This window comes from Actinoplanes flavus (assembly GCF_017592555.1).
GTDB classification, from domain to species: Bacteria; Actinomycetota; Actinomycetes; order Mycobacteriales; family Micromonosporaceae; genus Actinoplanes; species Actinoplanes flavus.
The window spans coordinates 204,230-220,354 of the sequence record NZ_JAGFNS010000005.1 but is presented as its reverse complement, the minus strand read 5'-3'; the positions used below and the strand labels follow the sequence as shown (position 1 = coordinate 220,354).

Below are 16,125 nucleotides of genomic sequence, written 5' to 3'. Positions count from 1 at the left end.
TCCGGCCCGCCGGTCAGGACGTCTCGGTGAGGGGACGCCAGATCGTGGCGGTGATGTCGGAGACGACGGTGGTGGCCCAGTCGACGGCGGCCAGGGCGACGGCCGAGGTGCCGAACCAGACGGCCAGCGCCACGATGACGAGCAGGATCGTGAGCCGGGACAGCCGGTGCACGACCGGCGGCCGGGCGCGCGGGTCAGCCAATGCCTCCCCATCCCTTCATGAGGACCCAGCGCAGCACCGAGACGGGGCCGTCCGGGTCGGTGTCGCGGCCGGAGACGAGGAAGAAGCGGACCTGCCGGAAGTCGCGCTCGGCGGTCACCACCAGGTTCTCCAGGCCGTACGAGCGGAGCCAGTCCCGGACCGCGGCACTGTCGCTTCCGGGCATGCTCAACGGCAGGCGGCGCAGCAGGTCGGCCTTGGTGACCACGAAGGCGAGCCGGTTGCGGCCGGTGCGCACTCCGTACTCCTGGAGCCGTTGGGCGGTGGCGTTGTAGGCGTCCTCCGGATCGTGCAGGGCCGCGTTGGCGTCGGTGAAGACGGCCGCCGACGCGGCGCCGTGCTCGTCGCGGATCCGCCGGATCGAGAACGGGTCGAGGACGAAGGTGAGCGTCTCGGCGGTGTCCAGGTAGGACAGGCCGGCGTTCTGTTCCCGGTCGGTCAGCGTCTCGCCGGCCGCGTCGAACAGGTGCAGCAGGGTGGTGTTCAGGCCCTGTTCGAGGCGGACGGTGACGGCGACCGGCGCGGTGGTGTCGGTCTTCGGGGCCGGGGCGGCGCGGGAGATCAGGTCGGCGTAGACCTCGTAGGCGATCCGGCCGCGGTTGTCCGGCATGGTGACGGCGACGCCGGCCCGGTCGGCCGCGCGGTGCAGCCCGACCAGGGCGGCCATGATGAACTGGGTCTTGCCGGCCGAGGCCGCGCCGAAGACCGGCGCCCGGACGTCGCGGACCCGCCCGGCGCCGGCGAAGAGCGCCTCCCCGCAGCTGGGGCAGCAGGCCTCCAGATGCCGGCTGTGCGCGGCCCGCAGCACCATGGTGGGCAGCCGCAGCCCGCACGAGCAGCGCCGCCACAGCACTCCGAGCCGTCCGGGCCGCAGGTCGCGGTGCAGGTCGTCGCCGGAGGAGCGCTGGGCCGGGCCGTGCGCGCCCCGGCAGCGGTAGGCGGGCACCGCGGCGGTGGCGAAGCAGGCGGTGCAGCTGGCCCGGGACCGCAGCATCCGCCGCCAGCCGGCGTCCACGCCGCGCAGCAGGTAGACCAGCGGCGGCCCGGTGATCCAGGCGGCCAGGGTCAGCGCGGCGATCACCAGCAGGCAGGCGGGCAGCACGACGGCGGCGCCGAGGGAACCGGCGGCCAGGACGGTGAGCACCGGCAGCACCACGATCGGCCACCAGAATCCGCCGCAGTTGTTGTCGGCCAGCCAGCCGACGCCGGTGCGCCAGGCGCCGGTGGTCCAGGCCCAGGCCCGGCCGGTGGTGGCGCCCGCGTCGAGCAGCGCCTGCGCGGCGAAGTACTGCGGCCAGGCCGGGTCGCGGCGGACGAACTCGCGGGCGACCCGGCCGGGCAGGCCGGTCCGGGCACCGTCCGGGGTGAGCAGGCCCGCCCCGGGGCCGGCGAGGACCAGTCCGGCGGCCACGATGACGGCCACGGCGCCGGTCACCAGGCTCGCACCGGCCAGCACCAGGCTGAGCGGCACGGTGACGAAGAGCAGGCAGGCCAGGGCGCCGGCGTAGTAGACGGCGAATCCGATCACGCGCATCAGGAGCGTCCCCCGCCGAACGGGTGGGTGATGCGGTACCGCTTGCGGCGGCCGGCCAGCCGGTCCACCCGGTTGTCCCAGGCCTCCGCCCACTTGCGGCCGAGCACGTCGGCGACCTGCCGGGCGGCCTGCGCGAGGTTCCGGTCGGGCGCCCAGGTCAGCCAGTGGTCGAGGGCCTTGCCGACGGCCTCCTTGCGGGTCTTGTCGTCGCGCAGCCGGTTGCCTTCCAGTTGGAAGGCCATCACCGCGAGCGCGGCCCGGGTGCTGGTCCGCAGCGTCGTGGCGAGCTCGTCGAGGTACGGGTCGAGCAGGTCCGGATGGCGGTCGAACACCTTGTCGCCGGTCCGGAAGACGGGCAGGTCGAGCAGGGCGGCGAGGATCCGGGCGGTACGGGCGCGGACCAGCCGGGGCGGGGCGTCGGCGATGTCGGTGAGCAGGCCGGTGACCCGGTCGTCGGGTGGGTCGCCGAGCAGCCGGGCGACGGCGCCGGTGAGGATCTCGTCGGCGGCCAGGGTGACCTCGAGGGCCCGGTCCGGCTGGATCAGGCCGCGGTGGCACAGGTCGTGGCAGAGCTTGAGCTGGCGGACGGTGACCGGGCCCGGCCCGGCGACCGGCTCGGTGACGGGACGGAACACCCGGTCGAGCGGGGGTGTGCCGGGTGGGGCGTTCTCGGCGATCAGCAGCATCTCGTCGGGGCGGGGCGGGGTCTGGCTGAACAGGTCGGTGACGCGTCGCGCGTACCGGTCGGGGTCGTGAAGAACCGCGGAGAGCTCGTCGCGCAGCAGCCCGGACCGGTCGTCGCCCTCGCGGATCGCGGCGCCCAGCGCCGCGGCGCGCAGCTCGCGTGGCAGCCGGGGACGGCGGCGCAGCAGCCAGTCCCCCCACACGTCGCCGATGAGGGCCGGTTCGGCGCCGCCGCGTGCGGCCCGGGCCCGCAGCGCCCCGATGACCAGCTCCTCGGTCTCGGCGGCGTGCGGCCATTCGGTCGGGCGCAGCAGCCGCGGGTCGCGGGACAGGTGCCGGGCGAGTTCGGCGGAGGCGTCGCCGAGCCGGGCCGGGTGCACGTCGGCGCGGTAGCGGTGGGCGACCCGCAGCAGCGCCTCGATGGCGGGCCCGGACCGGCCGGGGGCCCGCAGCGCCTCCAGGATCAGGGCGAGCGCCTGGTCGTCGCGGTCCGGTCCCCATTCGCCGTCGGGCAGTGGGGCGGGTGGCTCGGAGGTGACCGGGCCGCCGGTGACCGCCTCCTCGATGTCCTTGATGAGCAGGGCGATCCGCACCTCGGCGGCCTTGCCGGGCAGCAGGCCGTCGCTGCCGACCTCGTCGAGCAGCCGGAGCACCTCGCGGGACCAGCGTTCGGGCATCTCGGCGAAGAGGTCGGTGAGGTCGGCGCCGTACGCGTCACGCAGTCGTGGTGGCCCCTGCCGGAGCCAGCCGACGACCGCCTCGGCGTGTTCGGGGGGCGGTTCGGCGTGCAGGATGGCGGCGAGCCCGAGCGCCGCCGCGGCCGCGCCGTCGTCGATGCCGGACTCGCTCGCCACGTCGAGGGCGTCGACGGCGTCGCGCGGGTCGCCGTCGAGGAAGAGCCGGACCCAGCGGTCGGCGCCGGCGGTGACGGCGACCGGGCTGTGCCGGTGGGTGGTGAGGTCGAAGACGAGGTAGCCGAGCTGGTTGTCGACGCGGGTGGCGGGCCCGGCGAAGTCCGGGTGCACGGCGACGACCGGGGCCGGCGACCGGGCCGGATCGTTGGAGTAGATCTTGAAGCCGAGTTCCAGGGCACGCTGGCGGGGCACCAGCAGGGTGCCGGCGACCAGCCATTCCACGATGTCGCCGACGTCGTCGCCGAGGAACAGCACCCGGCCGTCGGTGCCGGCCCGTTCCAGGGCGGAGACCAGCGCGAACAGCATGGCGGCGCCGTTCGGCCGGGCGAGCACGAACGTGCGGGCGCGGGCCGGGGTGTACGGCACGTCCTCCGGGCTGACGGTGACCGGCGCGGACCGGCAGCCGGGCGCCGGGGTGGTGGTCCAGAACCCGGCGCCGTACAGCTGGGCCGGGCGCAGGCCGCGGTACGCCTCCGGGCCGGTGGTGACGATGGCGTGGGTGAGCTGGTTGCCCTCGCGCACCCCGTTGGCCTCCCGGCCCAGGTAGACGCCGGCCGCGGTGGCCAGGTAGCCGGAGGCGCACAGGTGCCCGAAGGAGGGCGGGTACTCCCCCGCCGGGCGGCGGTCGGCCATCCAGCGGGCCGGCGGCTCGTACAGCAGGCGGTCCTTGACCAAGGTCTGGGCCGGCGTGGCGGCGTCGCTGGAGCGGGCCTGGAACTGCAGGCCGGCGCCGCCGCCGAGGCCCTCGCCGGGGCGGCAGTCGGTGTAGACGAGCGTCTCGAATCGTCGGTCCATGCTCAGCCCCTGCCCGGCACCACGCCGAACTGGCTGAGCAGCCACAGCAGCGGCTCGTCGACCCGGAACGGGTGCACACCGTTCGGGTCGATGATGTCGTTGTCGTAGTCGGGTTCGGCGCCCAGCGCGGAGACGGCGAAGTAGCGGAAGTTCTTGTAGTTGTGGGTCAGGTGGTTGTCGACGTCGTGGGCGCCCCAGTCGGCGAGCTGCCCGCGCACGTACTCGTGGGTGGCCCGCCCGGCGGCCTCGTCGTAGAAGGGGCCGGTCTGCGGCCGCTGGACCAGCGGGTGGTCCTCGCCCCACAGGTCGAAGAACGCGTCGATCTTGGCGAAGACCACGGCGACCGGGATCGGGATGTTCCGCCGGCCGCCCAGGTGGCGGCTCTCGCGCAGGTTGTCGGTGACCCGGTTGAGCACGTCCACGGTCGACTGGTTGGTGGTGTAGGCCGACTTGGGCAGGTTGATCTGGTCGCGGGCGCGCGGGATGAGGAACGGGTCGAGCAGCAGGATGAGCGCGTCGGCGGCGCCCAGGTAGCGCAGGTTGTCGACGGTCGACATGGACGACAGGTCCTCGCCGGCGGTGTCGAAGAAGGACAGCAGCGTGGTGTCGTACCGGGCCAGGCGTTTCTGCCGCCAGGCGAAGACGATCGGGTCGCGGCGGCCCTCGGACGCCTGCTGGGTCTTGGCGTAGAGCTGCCCGCCGGGGAACAGCTCGCCGGCCGGGTCGAGGAAGTCGGCGCGGCCGGTGGTGTTGGCGAACTGCTCGTCGCCGATGAGCCGCACGTCGGCGTCGAAGCGCAGCCCCATGCCGTGCCGCAGCTGGTCGGCGAGGATGCGCAGGTAGACGCTCTTGCCGGTGTGCGGGGCGCCGGCCATGGCGATGAGCGGGCTGCGGCCCTCGCCGAACGACGGCGGCATCCGGCTGTGGCAGTGCGGGCACACCTTGACGCCGGAGACGGCGTGGCACACCTCGTGCACCGCCGAGTTGATCGGCAGCAGACCGCGGCCGGGCGCCGGGAAGGACGGCAGCACCAGCTCGTCGATGCCGGTCAGCTCCTTGCGGGCCGGGTCCTTCTGCGGGACGCACGCCGGCCGGCCGGGGGCTTTGCGCCCGGTGCAGCGGAACCAGAGCCGGCGGGTGTTGATCCGCTCGTAGCAGTAGGGGCAGGCGACGTTCATCTCAGGAAACCTTCATCTCGTCGATCGGGTCCACGACCCGGATGCCGCGCGGGGACACCACGAAACAGCGCAGCCGGCCGGGGCGCGAGCGCCGCGGCACGGTGAACGGGACCTCCCACGGTGTGCCGGCGTCGAACCGGAGGCCGGTGAAGTGCAGCAGCGTCTCGCCGGCGTCCGGCCGGGCCGGCAGGGCGTTGCCGGGCACCACGACCAGCCGCAACTCGACGCCCTCGCAGGTGCGGTCGACGGTGACCCGCAGCATCCGGCGGCCGCGGCTGAGCGGACCGCCCACCTTGGGCAGCCGGTACGTCAGCGTGCCGCCCACCCCCTCGACGGTCACCGACCGTGGCGCGGACAGCAGGTCGCCGTCGCGGGTACGGGTCACCGCGCAGACCGTGACCCGGCCGCCGCTCGTCCCGACCGGGATCCGGCAGCCCTGCTCGGCGACCTCGCCGCGGGTCATCCGCCGCTGCCACTCCGGCCCGTCGGCCGGGGTGAAGGTGACGTCCACCAGGTTGATCGACGGCGGCCAGATCCACGACAGGACCACTTCGGACCCGGTACGCCGGGCGCGCAGTTGCTGCACCGAGTCGGCGACGCCGGCGCTGACCGGTTCGCCGACCACCCCGCCGCCCTGGTCGTCGAGGGTGAACGGGGTGTAGACGTGCGGGCCGCCGGGGACCCGGACCGCGATCTGCGACTCCGGCCCGACGGTGAGGCGGTCGCCGGCCAGCGGTTCCCCGAATCCGCGCAGGTCGGCGGCCCGGACCGGGGTGCCGGGCGGCCAGACCGGCGGGACCGGGGAGCGGCGGATCGACACCCGCCCGGAGGGTGGGGTGCGCCAGGCGATGTGCGCGATGGCGGTGTCCTGGTCCTCGGCGGTGACGGTGACCCGGAGCCGCTCCACATGGGCCACCAGTTTCACCGGCTCCGGCTCCGGCTCCGGCTCGTCGTCCTCCTCGAACTCCTCGAACTCCTCCGGCGCCACCTCCTCCTCCGGGAGGGACGTCCACCAGTCCGGGGAGTGCATCCGGTCGCCGTGGTCGCGCCGCAGGATCTCGTCGCGGTCCAGCATCCGGGCGCAGACCCGGGCCGCCGCTCCCGAGCCGCCCTGGCGCTGCTTCCAGAACTCGCGCACCTTTTCCAGCCGGTCGGCGATCTCGGCGCTGGTCATCCCGGGTTCCACGCCGTAGTGGCGGGCCAGGTCGCCGGGGAGGGCGCCGACCTGATCGCGCAGCGGGTTGACGACGTCCCGCAGGTAGGCCCTGGAATCGAAGGTCACGCCGGTATCTGACGGACAGCTCTGTCCGTCAGAGAGGAATGTGATGCGGATCCAAGCGGCTGCGGCGGCGATGCTGCTGGCGGCGACGCCCGTGCAGGCGCCAGCGGCCGGGCCCGACGACGTGTACGAGGCTCTCGGCGTGGACCGGGTGGCGTCCGACTACGTGGTGATGGTGGACGTGTCCGGGTCGATGCGCGGCGCCCGGTACGCGCAGTTGCGCCGCGGCCTGATCGGCTTCTTCGCGGCGCTGGCCCCGGAGGACCGGGTGACGCTGGTGCCGTTCGACGAGCGGGCGAAGGCGGTCACCCGGCAGGTGGGGCGGGAGCCGGGCCGGTTGGCGGCCGGGCTGCCACGGGACGCGGTGGGGGCGTACACCGACATCGGCGCGGCCCTGGAGGCGGGCGTGACGGCGCTGGCCCGGCCGGACGCTCCGCCGCTGGCCACGGTGGTGCTGCTGACCGACGGGCGGCACGATCCGGGGCCGCGCAGCGCGTACCCGCTGACCCAGGGGCACAACTGGAACCAGCTCGCCGACCGGGCCGCGAAGCTGAACAAGGTGTCGCTTCGGGCGTACGCGATCCCGCTCTCCGGCGCGACCGGCGCGACCCTGCTGCGGAAGGTGTTCCCGGGCGCCAGCGTGCTGGCGCCGACGTCGGTGGACCGGCTGACCGCGCAGCTGGCCCGGCCGAAGGCCGAGGCCCGCGCCGCGAAGGCGCGCAGTCTGCTGGCCGCCGAGGTGACCGAGCCGGTCCGGGTGACGTGGCCGGCCGAGCCGATCGGCGCGGGCCGGACCACCGTCGGGGTCCGGGTGCGGAATCCGATGCCGCACGTGCCACTGGTGCTGACCGACCTCGCGGTGACCGGCGCCGAGGTCGCTCCCGGTCCGGTCGACCTGCCGCCCGGCGGCGACGTGACGGTGCCGGTGACCGTCGACTGGGATCCCGGCCCGCGGTCGCTGGCGCCGTTGAAGACGGTGACCGCTCAGCGGGATCTCCAGCTCACCGCCCGGGTGGACTCGCCCTGGTCGGCGGTGCTGACCGGGGAGCTGGGGCTGACCCTGGCCGCGGCGCCGGCGGCCGCGCCCGGCACGCGCGAGTTCTCCGCCCAGCGCGGCAGCCTGTGGTGGTGGGTGACCGTCGCGGTGCTGCTGGCCGCCCTCACGGTGGTTCTCGTCCGCTGGCGGCGGGGCCGGTTGAGCCCGGCGCTGACCGGGGCCGTGACGATCCGGCGGGGCGGCGGCGAGCAGCGCGTCCTGCCGCTGTCCGGGCGCCGGGTGGTGCTCAGCGCGGACGCGACCGGCCTGCCGGGCAGCGGTGAGATCACCGCCGCCCGGTCCGGCGTGGGTTCGTCCGACGTACGGTTGATGATCAGCTATTCACCGGACGGGTCGGCGGGCAGTCGCGGTTCGGCGGCCTGCCCGCCGGGCGGCACCGTCTCGGTGGCCGGCACGTCGTTCAGCTGGGATCACCACAACAGGTAGGCGTGGTTGCGCAGCTCGGTCTCGAGGGCCTCGGTCCGGTCCTTCTCGGTCTCCGGGGTGGCCGCCTCCAGGTCGGTGACCAGCTTCTCCAGGGTGTCGCGGTCGTCGTCGGCGACGAACGGCAGCACCTTGTCGCGGGCCTTGCGAATGACCGCCTGCGCCTCGGCGGAGATCCGCGGTTTCGGTGTCGCGCCGACGGTCATCAGGTTGTCCACGTTGCGGCGCATCAGGGGCAGCTGGGTGCGGTCCTCGGCGGCGCCGACGGCGACCTCCTGTTCGGAGAGCACGTTGCCGGTGCGCTGGTCGCGGACCAGGACGTGCAGGATGCCGTCCAGGTCGTACTCGTAGGTGACGGTGAACGAGGCGTCGGTGCGCAGCCGCTGCTCGGGCAGGTCGATGTCCCAGTCCTTGAGGACCACGTTGTCCTCGTGGCCGATCGGCTTGTCCGGGTCGCCCTCGATCACCTGGACGTTGACCTGCTCCTGGAAGTCCATGGCCGGCACGTACGAGTCGGTGGCCCGGGCCGGGTACTTGGTGTTGCGGCGGATCAGCACCGAGAAGGAGCCCTCCGGCGGTGACGAGTCGTTGTGCACCACGATGCCGAGGGCGTGTTCGGTGCCGACGTGGAAGTCGAGGTCGGTGACGGTGCCCTGGAGGATGCCGGAGGCGATGGCGGCGCCCTGGGCGACGGCGAGCATCGGGTTGACGCCGGTGGACGGTTCGACGCCGACGATGTCGGAGACGAACCGGCGGATCACCGGCATGTTGGAGCTGCCGCCGACCATGACCAGGTGGTCGATGCGGCCGGGGCTGTCGCGCAGGCAGATGTCGACGGGTTCGCGGGTGCGCTGGACCAGCGCGGCGACCGACTCCTCCAGCAGGGCGCGGCTGACCTGGTGGTAGCCGCCGGACGGCAGCGGGATCCGGGTGGTGTCCTGCTGCGACAGTTCGATCTTGGCGCGTTCCAGATCGAGCCGGAAGAGGGCCTGCTTCTCGTCGTCCCAGTCGGCCGAGCCGGGGATCTGCGGCAGGACGGCGGCCCGGAAGGCGTCGTCGATGTCGAGGCCGCCGAGCCGCTGCACGCCCTTGGACGCCTGCTCGATGAAGACGCCGTCGAAGGCCTGGAGGACGGTGACGTCGAGGGTGCCGCCGCCCCAGTCGAAGACCAGGATCCGCTGGTTCTGGCCGATCGCGTGGGCGTACGCCATGGCGGCCGCGGTGGGCTCGTTGATGAGGGCGAGCACCTCCATGCCGGCCAGCCCGGCGGACAGTTTGGTGCGGAACCGGGCCAGGCCGCGGCTGTTCGCCGGGATGGTGACGACGGCCCGGTTGAGTTTGGCGATGATGCCGGCCGCGGCGGCCTGCTGCTGGATGTGCCGGAAGAACATGGCGGCCGCCACCTCGACCTTGAGGTCCTGGTCACCGATGGTGACCGAGTCCTCGGTGGCGAACAGCCGCTTGACCGCCTCCAGCTTGCCGGTGCGCTGGCGTTTGGCGGCCCAGCCGAACACCGGGTCGCCGCCGTCGAACCCGATGACCGACGGCAGCACCCGGTCGAATTCGAGGTTCGCCCACTCCAGCGGCAGACCGGGGTCGAGCGGCACGGCCTCGACCCCGTTCGCCGTGGTCCGGGCGAGAACGCTGTTGGTGGTCCCGAAGTCGATCCCGAAAGCGTCGCTCATTCCTCTTTCTCCCCCTCGACATCCTGTGGGGACCGGTGCCCCACGTATGTGGCGACGCCGAGCCGCACCGGGCGACCGGTCGCCCGGTCCACGTAGGCGGCCTCGATCACCTCGGGACGGCCGCTGTCACGGTCGCCGACGAACTTGAAGTAGCGGGTGAGTTCAGGGTCGTCGGCGTCGTCAACCTTCTCCAGGCCGGCCTGTTCGAAGCAGCGCCCGAGCAGCTCGGTGAGGTCCTCGGCGGCGGCGCCGTGTGCCACGGCGGCGTCGATCTGGGCGAGCTGCGCCAGGTGGCTGGTCCGGTTCTGCACCGCGGCGACGACCTGTTTGCGCAGTCCCTCGTACGCCTCGGCGGCCGCGGCGGTGCCCGGTTCGCGGACCAGGGTGACGGTCTCGATCCGCTCGACCCGGCGGTCGATCTGGTCGATGAGTGCGGCTATCTTCTCGATGGCCTCGAACTGCTTTCTGCTGCCGAACACGGTCTTCCCTTCGGATGCGGGTGGGTCAGGGCGCCGGGATCGCGGTCCGGCCGGCCCGGTCGAGGACGAGGTGGCGCAGGTGTTCGCGCGCGGCGGCCCGCTGCACGGCGTCGAGGCCGGGGCCGCTGTCGCCGCTGCGGCGGGCCATCGGCCGGGGCTTGGGCGCGAACTCGCCCGGTCCGCTCGGGGCGAGCACCGCCGGGTCGTGCGGGATCCGGTAGAGCCACAGCACCGTGTCCGGTTCCTTGATGGCCTCGTCGATCTGGTTCAGCGCCCAGGTCAGCTCGGTCATCCGGTCGCGGCCCTCGGCGCCGAGGCGGCGCAGCGGGCGGGCCCGGCGGGCGAAGGCGAGGTTGGCCTCCTCCCGGCCGGCGCCGAACGGGATGCCGAGGATGACGTACGGGTTGCGGTCGGCCATCAGAAGTCCCTCCGGAGCATGTCGACCTGTCCGGCGAGCGCGTCCGCCTGACCGCGCAGCATGTCCGGGATCTCGGTCATCGGGCCGTCCAGCGGGAACTGGACGAGCAGCACCTGGTAGGCGCGCATCCGGTCGACGACCGTCTGCATGTGGTCGAGGAGCTCCAACTGGATCCGGGACAGCTGCCAGTCGTTGCTGCGGTCCCAGCTGCGCCGTTCGACGAGTTCGTTGTACTGGTCGCCGAGGTTGTCGACGGCGCGGGACATGGCGTTGCCGACGGCGAACGCGGCGACGCCCAGACAGCGGCCCAGCTCCTCGGCGAGGGCCTCGCGGACCGGTTCGGGGAACTCGTCGCGCACGCGCAGGAACTCGTACGCCGGATCGAACAGGAACCGTTTCTCCGACTCCGGCCGCAGATCCTGGTCGTCGCCGAGGCCCATGGCCAGGTGCCCGCCGGCCTGCATCGCCAGGATCAGCCGTTCGCGTTGCTCCAGGACGCCGCCGTCGAGCAGGATCTCGATCACCCCGGCCAGGCCGGCCGCCTCGCCGAAGTCCCGGTGCACCAGGTCGAGCAGCAGGTCGGCGAACCAGTCGCGCTCCCGGGCCTGCCACTCCGGGCGGGGGTCGCGCCGCCAGATCTGCGACAGCGCCTCGGCCAGGTCGGAGAACGTCTCCGGCCGGTGCTCCTCGAGGATCCGGCAACGGGTCTGGAAGTAGCGCACCATGTCGGCCTGATTCCAGCCGGTCGCGCGGATCGCGGGGGTGGCGGCCACCCAGGACGCGTCGTTGTTGGCGCTGAACTTGAGCAGGTCGAGGAAGAAGTCGTCGTCGTCGATCTGCTCGGCGAGCCGGCCGTGCACCAGGGTGGCCAGTTCCGGCGGGTACTCGGTGACCGCGTCGTCGGCGATCCACAACCCCAGCGCCTTGATCAGCGCGCCGTTGCGCAGCCGCTGGTCGGGAGCCTCGCGGGCCAGCCGGACCAGCGGCTCCTGCGCGGCCGCGGAGCCCTTCTCGGCGGCGATCACCGAGGCGTTCAGGGTGAGACCGGCACGGAACCGGGCGGCCGGTCCGGTGTCGAGCGCGGCGAGCGCGCCGTCGTGGTCGCCGAGCTGCCATTTCGCGTACGCCACGAGGCTCGCGACCTCATCGGCCAGCGGCCCGCCGCGGGCCGCCCGGCCGATCGCGCGGGCCAGCCGGACGGTGCCCTCCCAGTCGCCGTCGTAGACCAGCCGGGTGAGGCGGCACAGCCCGTACCAGGCGGCGAAGTCGGGGTGGGCGGTGCTGACGTGCTCGGGCACGGTGATCCGGCCCTGGAGCGCGGCGTCGCGCAGCAGGGGCCAGGCGGACCGGTCGGCGGCGAGCTGTTCCGGGACCTCGCCGCCGCCGTCGATCAGGTCGACGAGGGCACGGGTCTGAGGCCACAGGTCGTCGGCGTGGCCGCGGTCGCGGTCCCGGACGAAGGCGAGCAGCGCCCGGTAGTGGCCGACCGCGGGGTCGGTGCCGTCGAGGGCGCCGAGGGCGTCGGCGTCGCGGGCCAGGTAGTGGCGGCGGGCCTGTTCGGCGGTGTACCCGGCGGCGGCCAGTTCGTCCGGGGTGACCCGGCCCGGGTGCAGCCGGCATCGCAGGTAGGCGCCGCGGGCGGTGCCGTCGGCGTCCACCTTGGTCAGGGCGCGGGCGTCGACCAGGTCGTCGAGCAGCGCTTCGGGCAGTTCGGTGAGCAGTCCGGCGTACTGGTCGAGGTTGGTTCCGGCGAGGCCCGCGAAGTAGGCGTCGAGTGCCCGCATGTTCGGGCCGGCGTACGGCTCGATCGGGATGCGGCGGCGGTCCCGGATCCGCTCGGCGGCGGCCACCGCCTTCGGGACCGGGCTGGTGGCGGCGTAGGCGACGGTGACCGGGATCAGGTCGGCGCCGGCCTCCGGGTCGAGCACGTGGCGCAGGGCGCGGGCGTCCGGGTGGCCGTCCTCGAACGGGGCGAGCTGGGCGGCGGCCTGCGCGGCGAGGCCGCTGTCGGCGAGCAGCCCGGCGGTGTGCCTCAGCAGCAGCGGGATCCGGACGGCGTACCGGCCGGCCGGCAGTTTGGCGAGCCAGGCCATCATCTGGCCGAGGTCGCCGCGCAGCGCCGCCTGACGGGCCTGGTACCAGCAGAGTTCGGTCTCGGTGAGCTTGGCCTGCGGCAGCCAGAACTGCCGGCCCAGAGCGATGGCGTCGGCCGCGGCGGCGCGGCGGCGGCCCAGGTCGCGGCCGGCCACGTCGTCGGCGTACGACTTGAGGCGGGCGTCGTTCCAGGACGCCTTGATAGCGCCGGTGCCGGCCGCGTGCGAGGCCGACCAGAGCCGGCCGGCCTCGCCGATGACCGGCGGTCCGGGGACGTCGACGCGGCGCATCCCGGCGAACTCGGCGGCGCCGACGCTGTTCGGCTGGTCACCCTTGCCGAGCACGGACAGCGTGTCGCCGGTCGCGGCCACGACGATCCCGGTACGGGTGAGGAACAGTCCGGGGAGCACCACCACCTGTCCGATGCGGGCGTCCCCGGTCGCCGGGGCGGCCAGGTCGGCGCCGCAGGCGACGCAGTTCCCGGTGCCGGTGCCGGCGGTCGTCCCGCAGGCACGGCACCACCTGCCCGGGTCATCTGCCATCGCGTACCCACCCCCGGCCCTCGACGAAGACGAACGATCCGGCCCGTTTGCCGTTCTCGATCGGACCGGCGCCGGTCGTCGGCGGGTCCGGCGGGCGTGGCTTCGGGACCGACGGCTGTTGCTGTGGCTGTGGCTGCGCCGGGGGCCGGGACGGGCGTGGACCGCCGGGCCGCATCGACTCGTACAGCTCACGGGCGCTGGGCCGGTCGTCCGGGCTGCCGCTCATCGCGCGTTCCAGCAGCTCGGCGGCGGGTCTGCCCCAGGCCCGGCGGAAGATCCGCAGGGCGGCTTCCGGCTTGCGGTTGACCGCCTTGCCGCGGCCGTGGTCGACCACCCGGACCAGCATCAGCCCGAGCTTGTAGACGTCCGTGGCCCGGTTCTGCACGGTGGTCCGCGGCAGCAGGGTGTTGATCGACTTCTGGTCGCCACGCTTGCGGGCGGCGCGCAGCTGCGAGGCGGCGAGCAGCGCCTCGGGCGGCTCCCAATGCGGGGTCTGCGGCTGGCCACCGAAGGCGCCGCGGCTGCCCTCGACCCGGGCCGCGTCCGCGTCGATGATCATCACCTGGGGCCGGGGACCGCTCACGTCGTACACCATGTTGCGGCCGGAGATGTCGCCGAGCACCACGTTGCGGTGGTGGGTGAGGGCGCACACCCGGGCGATCTGCACGGCGACCGCGCGGCGCTGCTCTCCGCTGGTGGCGGGCAGGCCGACGCGGGCCATGTCCTTGGTGTCGCCGAACAGCATGTCGACCTCGCGGGGCACCCGCCGCCGCTGCCCGGATCGGGTGTGCAGGTCCTGGAAGTAGGCGGCCGGGATGAGCGGCAGGAGAATGCCGCACGCCTCGTCGCCGTCGACGACTACCCGCAGCGGCCAGGTGACCCACCTGTCCCAGGCCGCGCGCTGCTGGTCGGTCATGGCGAGCCGCCGCCGGACCAGGTCGAGCAGGCCCCGCTTCAGCGCGGGGCCGGCGATCGCCCTGGTCCGCTCCTTGTACTCCTTGTAGACCAGCGGCGGGTGCCCGGGCAGTTGGAAGCCGGGCAGCCGGTAGATCACCGCGGTACCGCCTTTGCCCAGGTGGTCGAGCCGCCCGAGCACCCCCTTGACGACGGTGTCCGGATCCCCGCTCATGTCGGCTCCGGGGCGACCCAGACGGCGATCACGGTGCGGTCGTCCATGAAGGTCTTGCGGTAGAAGCCGACCTGGTTGGCGAACTCGATGGTGTCCGGCGGCTCCGCCCACTGCTCGGCCAGGAACCGGCCGACCACCCCACCGCCGCCACCCAGCGGGTCCCCGATGCCGTCGGTGATCACCGCGAGCACGTCGCCGGGCCGCAGGGTCAGCGTCACCGGCTCCGGTTCCACCTCACGGGGCAGCGGCCGGACCGCGTTCGAGGCCACCTCCTCGCCCTCGCCCTTGACGGCGGTGACCGGGCGCCAGCCGTCGCCGTCGAGGACCAGCGCGGCCGAGTCGCCGGCCAGCGACGCGATCACCGCCCGGTGGGTCCCGTCGGCGTCCGCCTGGGTGGCCACCGCGAACGCGACCGCCGTGGTGGACATCAGCGTGCGGACGTCGGCGAGGGCGGCCTCCTCCACCTTGGCGGTGTGCAGGAACTCCCTGTGGATGGCGGCGTTGACCCCGGCCACACCGGCGGCCCAGTCCAGCCGGTCGAGGTCGGCGGCCGGGCCGGCGGCCAGCCCGTCGATCAGCTCGGCGGCGAGCTTCTCGCAGGCCAGGTCGGCGGCCCGGTGTGACATGCGGCCGTCGGACACCCCGTCGGCGACGCAGCCGACCAGCCAGTGATCGTCGCGGGTGACGGTCACGACGTACGAGTCCTGCCGGGGTTTGCCGGTCTCCAGATGGCCGATGCCGCGCAGGCTGGCGGCCCGGTAGTCGAGCATGCCGACGCGGCCGCCGTCGAGTGTCACGTCCGGGCGGCGGCGGACCAGGACCGGGGGCACGGCCACCACGGACGGCTGGTTGCCGGCGTCGCCGACGATCCACCGCCCGTTGGGGTGCCGTGCCCAGGCGACCTCAGTTCCAGTCACTGTCGAGGTCCTCGTCGTCGAGCACGAAGCCGCCGGCGCTGCCCTGTTCGCTGACCGACTGGGCGGAGGCGATGACGCTCGACAGCAGGATCTCGGCGACCTTGGTGATCGCCTTGGCCGGGTCGGCGCCGTCCCGCATCACGTAGCTGCGCATCGGCTTCTTGGATCCCTCCTTCGGGTAGACCCACTGGTCGAGCTGGTCCTTGGTGGCGGTGCCCACGCCGAACGGGATGAGGTTGGGCCGCAGCTTGAACGACGGGTCGGTGAGGTCGTTGTAGGCGGCGACGATGTCGGCCTGGTCGTCGGTGGGCTCGCCGTCGGTGATGAAGAAGACCGCCGGCCGGTACGCCTTGTAGTTGTCGCCGCGCAGCTGGGCGTAGTCCTTCTCGATCTCCTGGCGCAGCAGGCGGAACGCGGCCGCGTACGACGTGGCGCCACGCACCGTGAACTGCGGGATCGGGTTGACGTTGCGCACGTCGTCGAGCCGCAGCACGACGCGGGCGTCGTCGGAGAAGTCGACGGCGCCGAGGCGAACCACGTCGCCCAGCGTCGGCGACGCCTCGATGCCGTCGATCACGGTCGGCAGGATCTCGTTGGCCGCCTGGATCGCCGACTTGTCACCGCCCTGCGGAACACTCATCGACAGCGAGACGTCCACGACGATGTAGAAGGGCAGGACCAATAGCCGGTCGTCGCCGTGGGTGTCCGTCGCGGATGTGGTCATCGGACTTCCTCTCGTCCCCGGAAAACCTTCGAGCGGCGGTAATCTCCGCTCGC

The 16,125-nt window shown here is 73.6% G+C and carries 13 protein-coding genes; 1 reads left to right on the top strand and 12 read right to left on the bottom strand.

Going from position 1 to position 16,125, the window contains the following annotated elements; genetic code table 11:
- Positions 1 to 13: 13 nt before the first annotated feature.
- Genes J5X75_RS09840 through J5X75_RS09820 form a run of 5 tightly spaced genes read right to left on the bottom strand, consistent with a single transcriptional unit; the run spans position 14 to position 6,607 of the window.
- Complete coding sequence (locus J5X75_RS09840) at positions 14 to 202, bottom strand: hypothetical protein (RefSeq protein WP_208467019.1); 189 nt, start codon at positions 200 to 202, stop codon at positions 14 to 16.
- Positions 195 to 1,754 (bottom strand): TRAFAC clade GTPase domain-containing protein, encoded by a 1,560-nt coding sequence (locus tag J5X75_RS09835; protein ID WP_208467018.1) that lies wholly within the window; start codon positions 1,752 to 1,754, stop codon positions 195 to 197. The genes J5X75_RS09840 and J5X75_RS09835 overlap by 8 nt, the downstream gene beginning before the upstream one ends.
- Positions 1,754 to 4,147: a GTPase-associated protein 1-related protein gene (locus J5X75_RS09830; RefSeq protein ID WP_208467017.1), complete on the bottom strand. Its 2,394-nt coding sequence runs from the start codon at positions 4,145 to 4,147 to the stop codon at positions 1,754 to 1,756. Before J5X75_RS09830 ends, J5X75_RS09835 begins: the two co-directional genes overlap by 1 nt.
- A 2-nt stretch (positions 4,148 to 4,149) precedes the next feature.
- Positions 4,150 to 5,325, bottom strand: coding sequence for a hypothetical protein (locus J5X75_RS09825; RefSeq protein WP_208467016.1), 1,176 nt, complete (start codon positions 5,323 to 5,325; stop codon positions 4,150 to 4,152).
- 1 nt (position 5,326) lies between these two features.
- The gene (locus tag J5X75_RS09820) at positions 5,327 to 6,607 is read right to left on the bottom strand and encodes a hypothetical protein (protein WP_208467015.1); all 1,281 of its coding nucleotides are present in this window, start codon (positions 6,605 to 6,607) and stop codon (positions 5,327 to 5,329) included.
- Positions 6,608 to 6,650: 43 nt separating this feature from the next.
- On the opposite strand from J5X75_RS09820, the gene J5X75_RS09815 reads away from it, so the two are divergent.
- Positions 6,651 to 8,087, top strand: coding sequence for a vWA domain-containing protein (locus J5X75_RS09815; protein ID WP_208467014.1), 1,437 nt, complete (start codon positions 6,651 to 6,653; stop codon positions 8,085 to 8,087).
- Here the strand turns inward: J5X75_RS09815 and J5X75_RS09810 are convergent.
- Genes J5X75_RS09810 through J5X75_RS09780 form a run of 7 tightly spaced genes read right to left on the bottom strand, consistent with a single transcriptional unit; the run spans position 8,072 to position 16,072 of the window.
- Positions 8,072 to 9,769, bottom strand: a complete 1,698-nt coding sequence (locus tag J5X75_RS09810; RefSeq protein WP_208467013.1) for an Hsp70 family protein — start codon at positions 9,767 to 9,769, stop codon at positions 8,072 to 8,074. The two genes, J5X75_RS09815 and J5X75_RS09810, sit on opposite strands and share 16 nt — an antisense overlap.
- Positions 9,766 to 10,248 (bottom strand): hypothetical protein, encoded by a 483-nt coding sequence (locus J5X75_RS09805; RefSeq protein ID WP_208467012.1) that lies wholly within the window; start codon positions 10,246 to 10,248, stop codon positions 9,766 to 9,768. The genes J5X75_RS09810 and J5X75_RS09805 overlap by 4 nt, the downstream gene beginning before the upstream one ends.
- 25 nt (positions 10,249 to 10,273) lie before the next feature.
- Positions 10,274 to 10,666 carry a hypothetical protein gene (locus J5X75_RS09800; RefSeq protein ID WP_183221881.1) on the bottom strand — a complete coding sequence of 131 codons (393 nt, stop codon included), beginning with the start codon at positions 10,664 to 10,666 and terminating at the stop codon, positions 10,274 to 10,276.
- Positions 10,666 to 13,302, bottom strand: coding sequence for a hypothetical protein (locus J5X75_RS09795; RefSeq protein ID WP_208467011.1), 2,637 nt, complete (start codon positions 13,300 to 13,302; stop codon positions 10,666 to 10,668). Before J5X75_RS09795 ends, J5X75_RS09800 begins: the two co-directional genes overlap by 1 nt.
- Positions 13,292 to 14,431: a protein kinase family protein gene (locus J5X75_RS09790; RefSeq protein WP_208467010.1), complete on the bottom strand. Its 1,140-nt coding sequence runs from the start codon at positions 14,429 to 14,431 to the stop codon at positions 13,292 to 13,294. The genes J5X75_RS09795 and J5X75_RS09790 overlap by 11 nt, the downstream gene beginning before the upstream one ends.
- A complete protein-coding gene (locus J5X75_RS09785; protein WP_208467009.1) occupies positions 14,428 to 15,348 on the bottom strand; it encodes a protein phosphatase 2C domain-containing protein in 921 nt (306 codons plus the stop codon). Before J5X75_RS09785 ends, J5X75_RS09790 begins: the two co-directional genes overlap by 4 nt.
- Entirely contained in the window at positions 15,335 to 16,072 is a 738-nt protein-coding gene (locus J5X75_RS09780) for a vWA domain-containing protein (RefSeq protein ID WP_208467008.1), read from the bottom strand. The genes J5X75_RS09785 and J5X75_RS09780 overlap by 14 nt, the downstream gene beginning before the upstream one ends.
- Positions 16,073 to 16,125 lie beyond the last annotated feature (53 nt).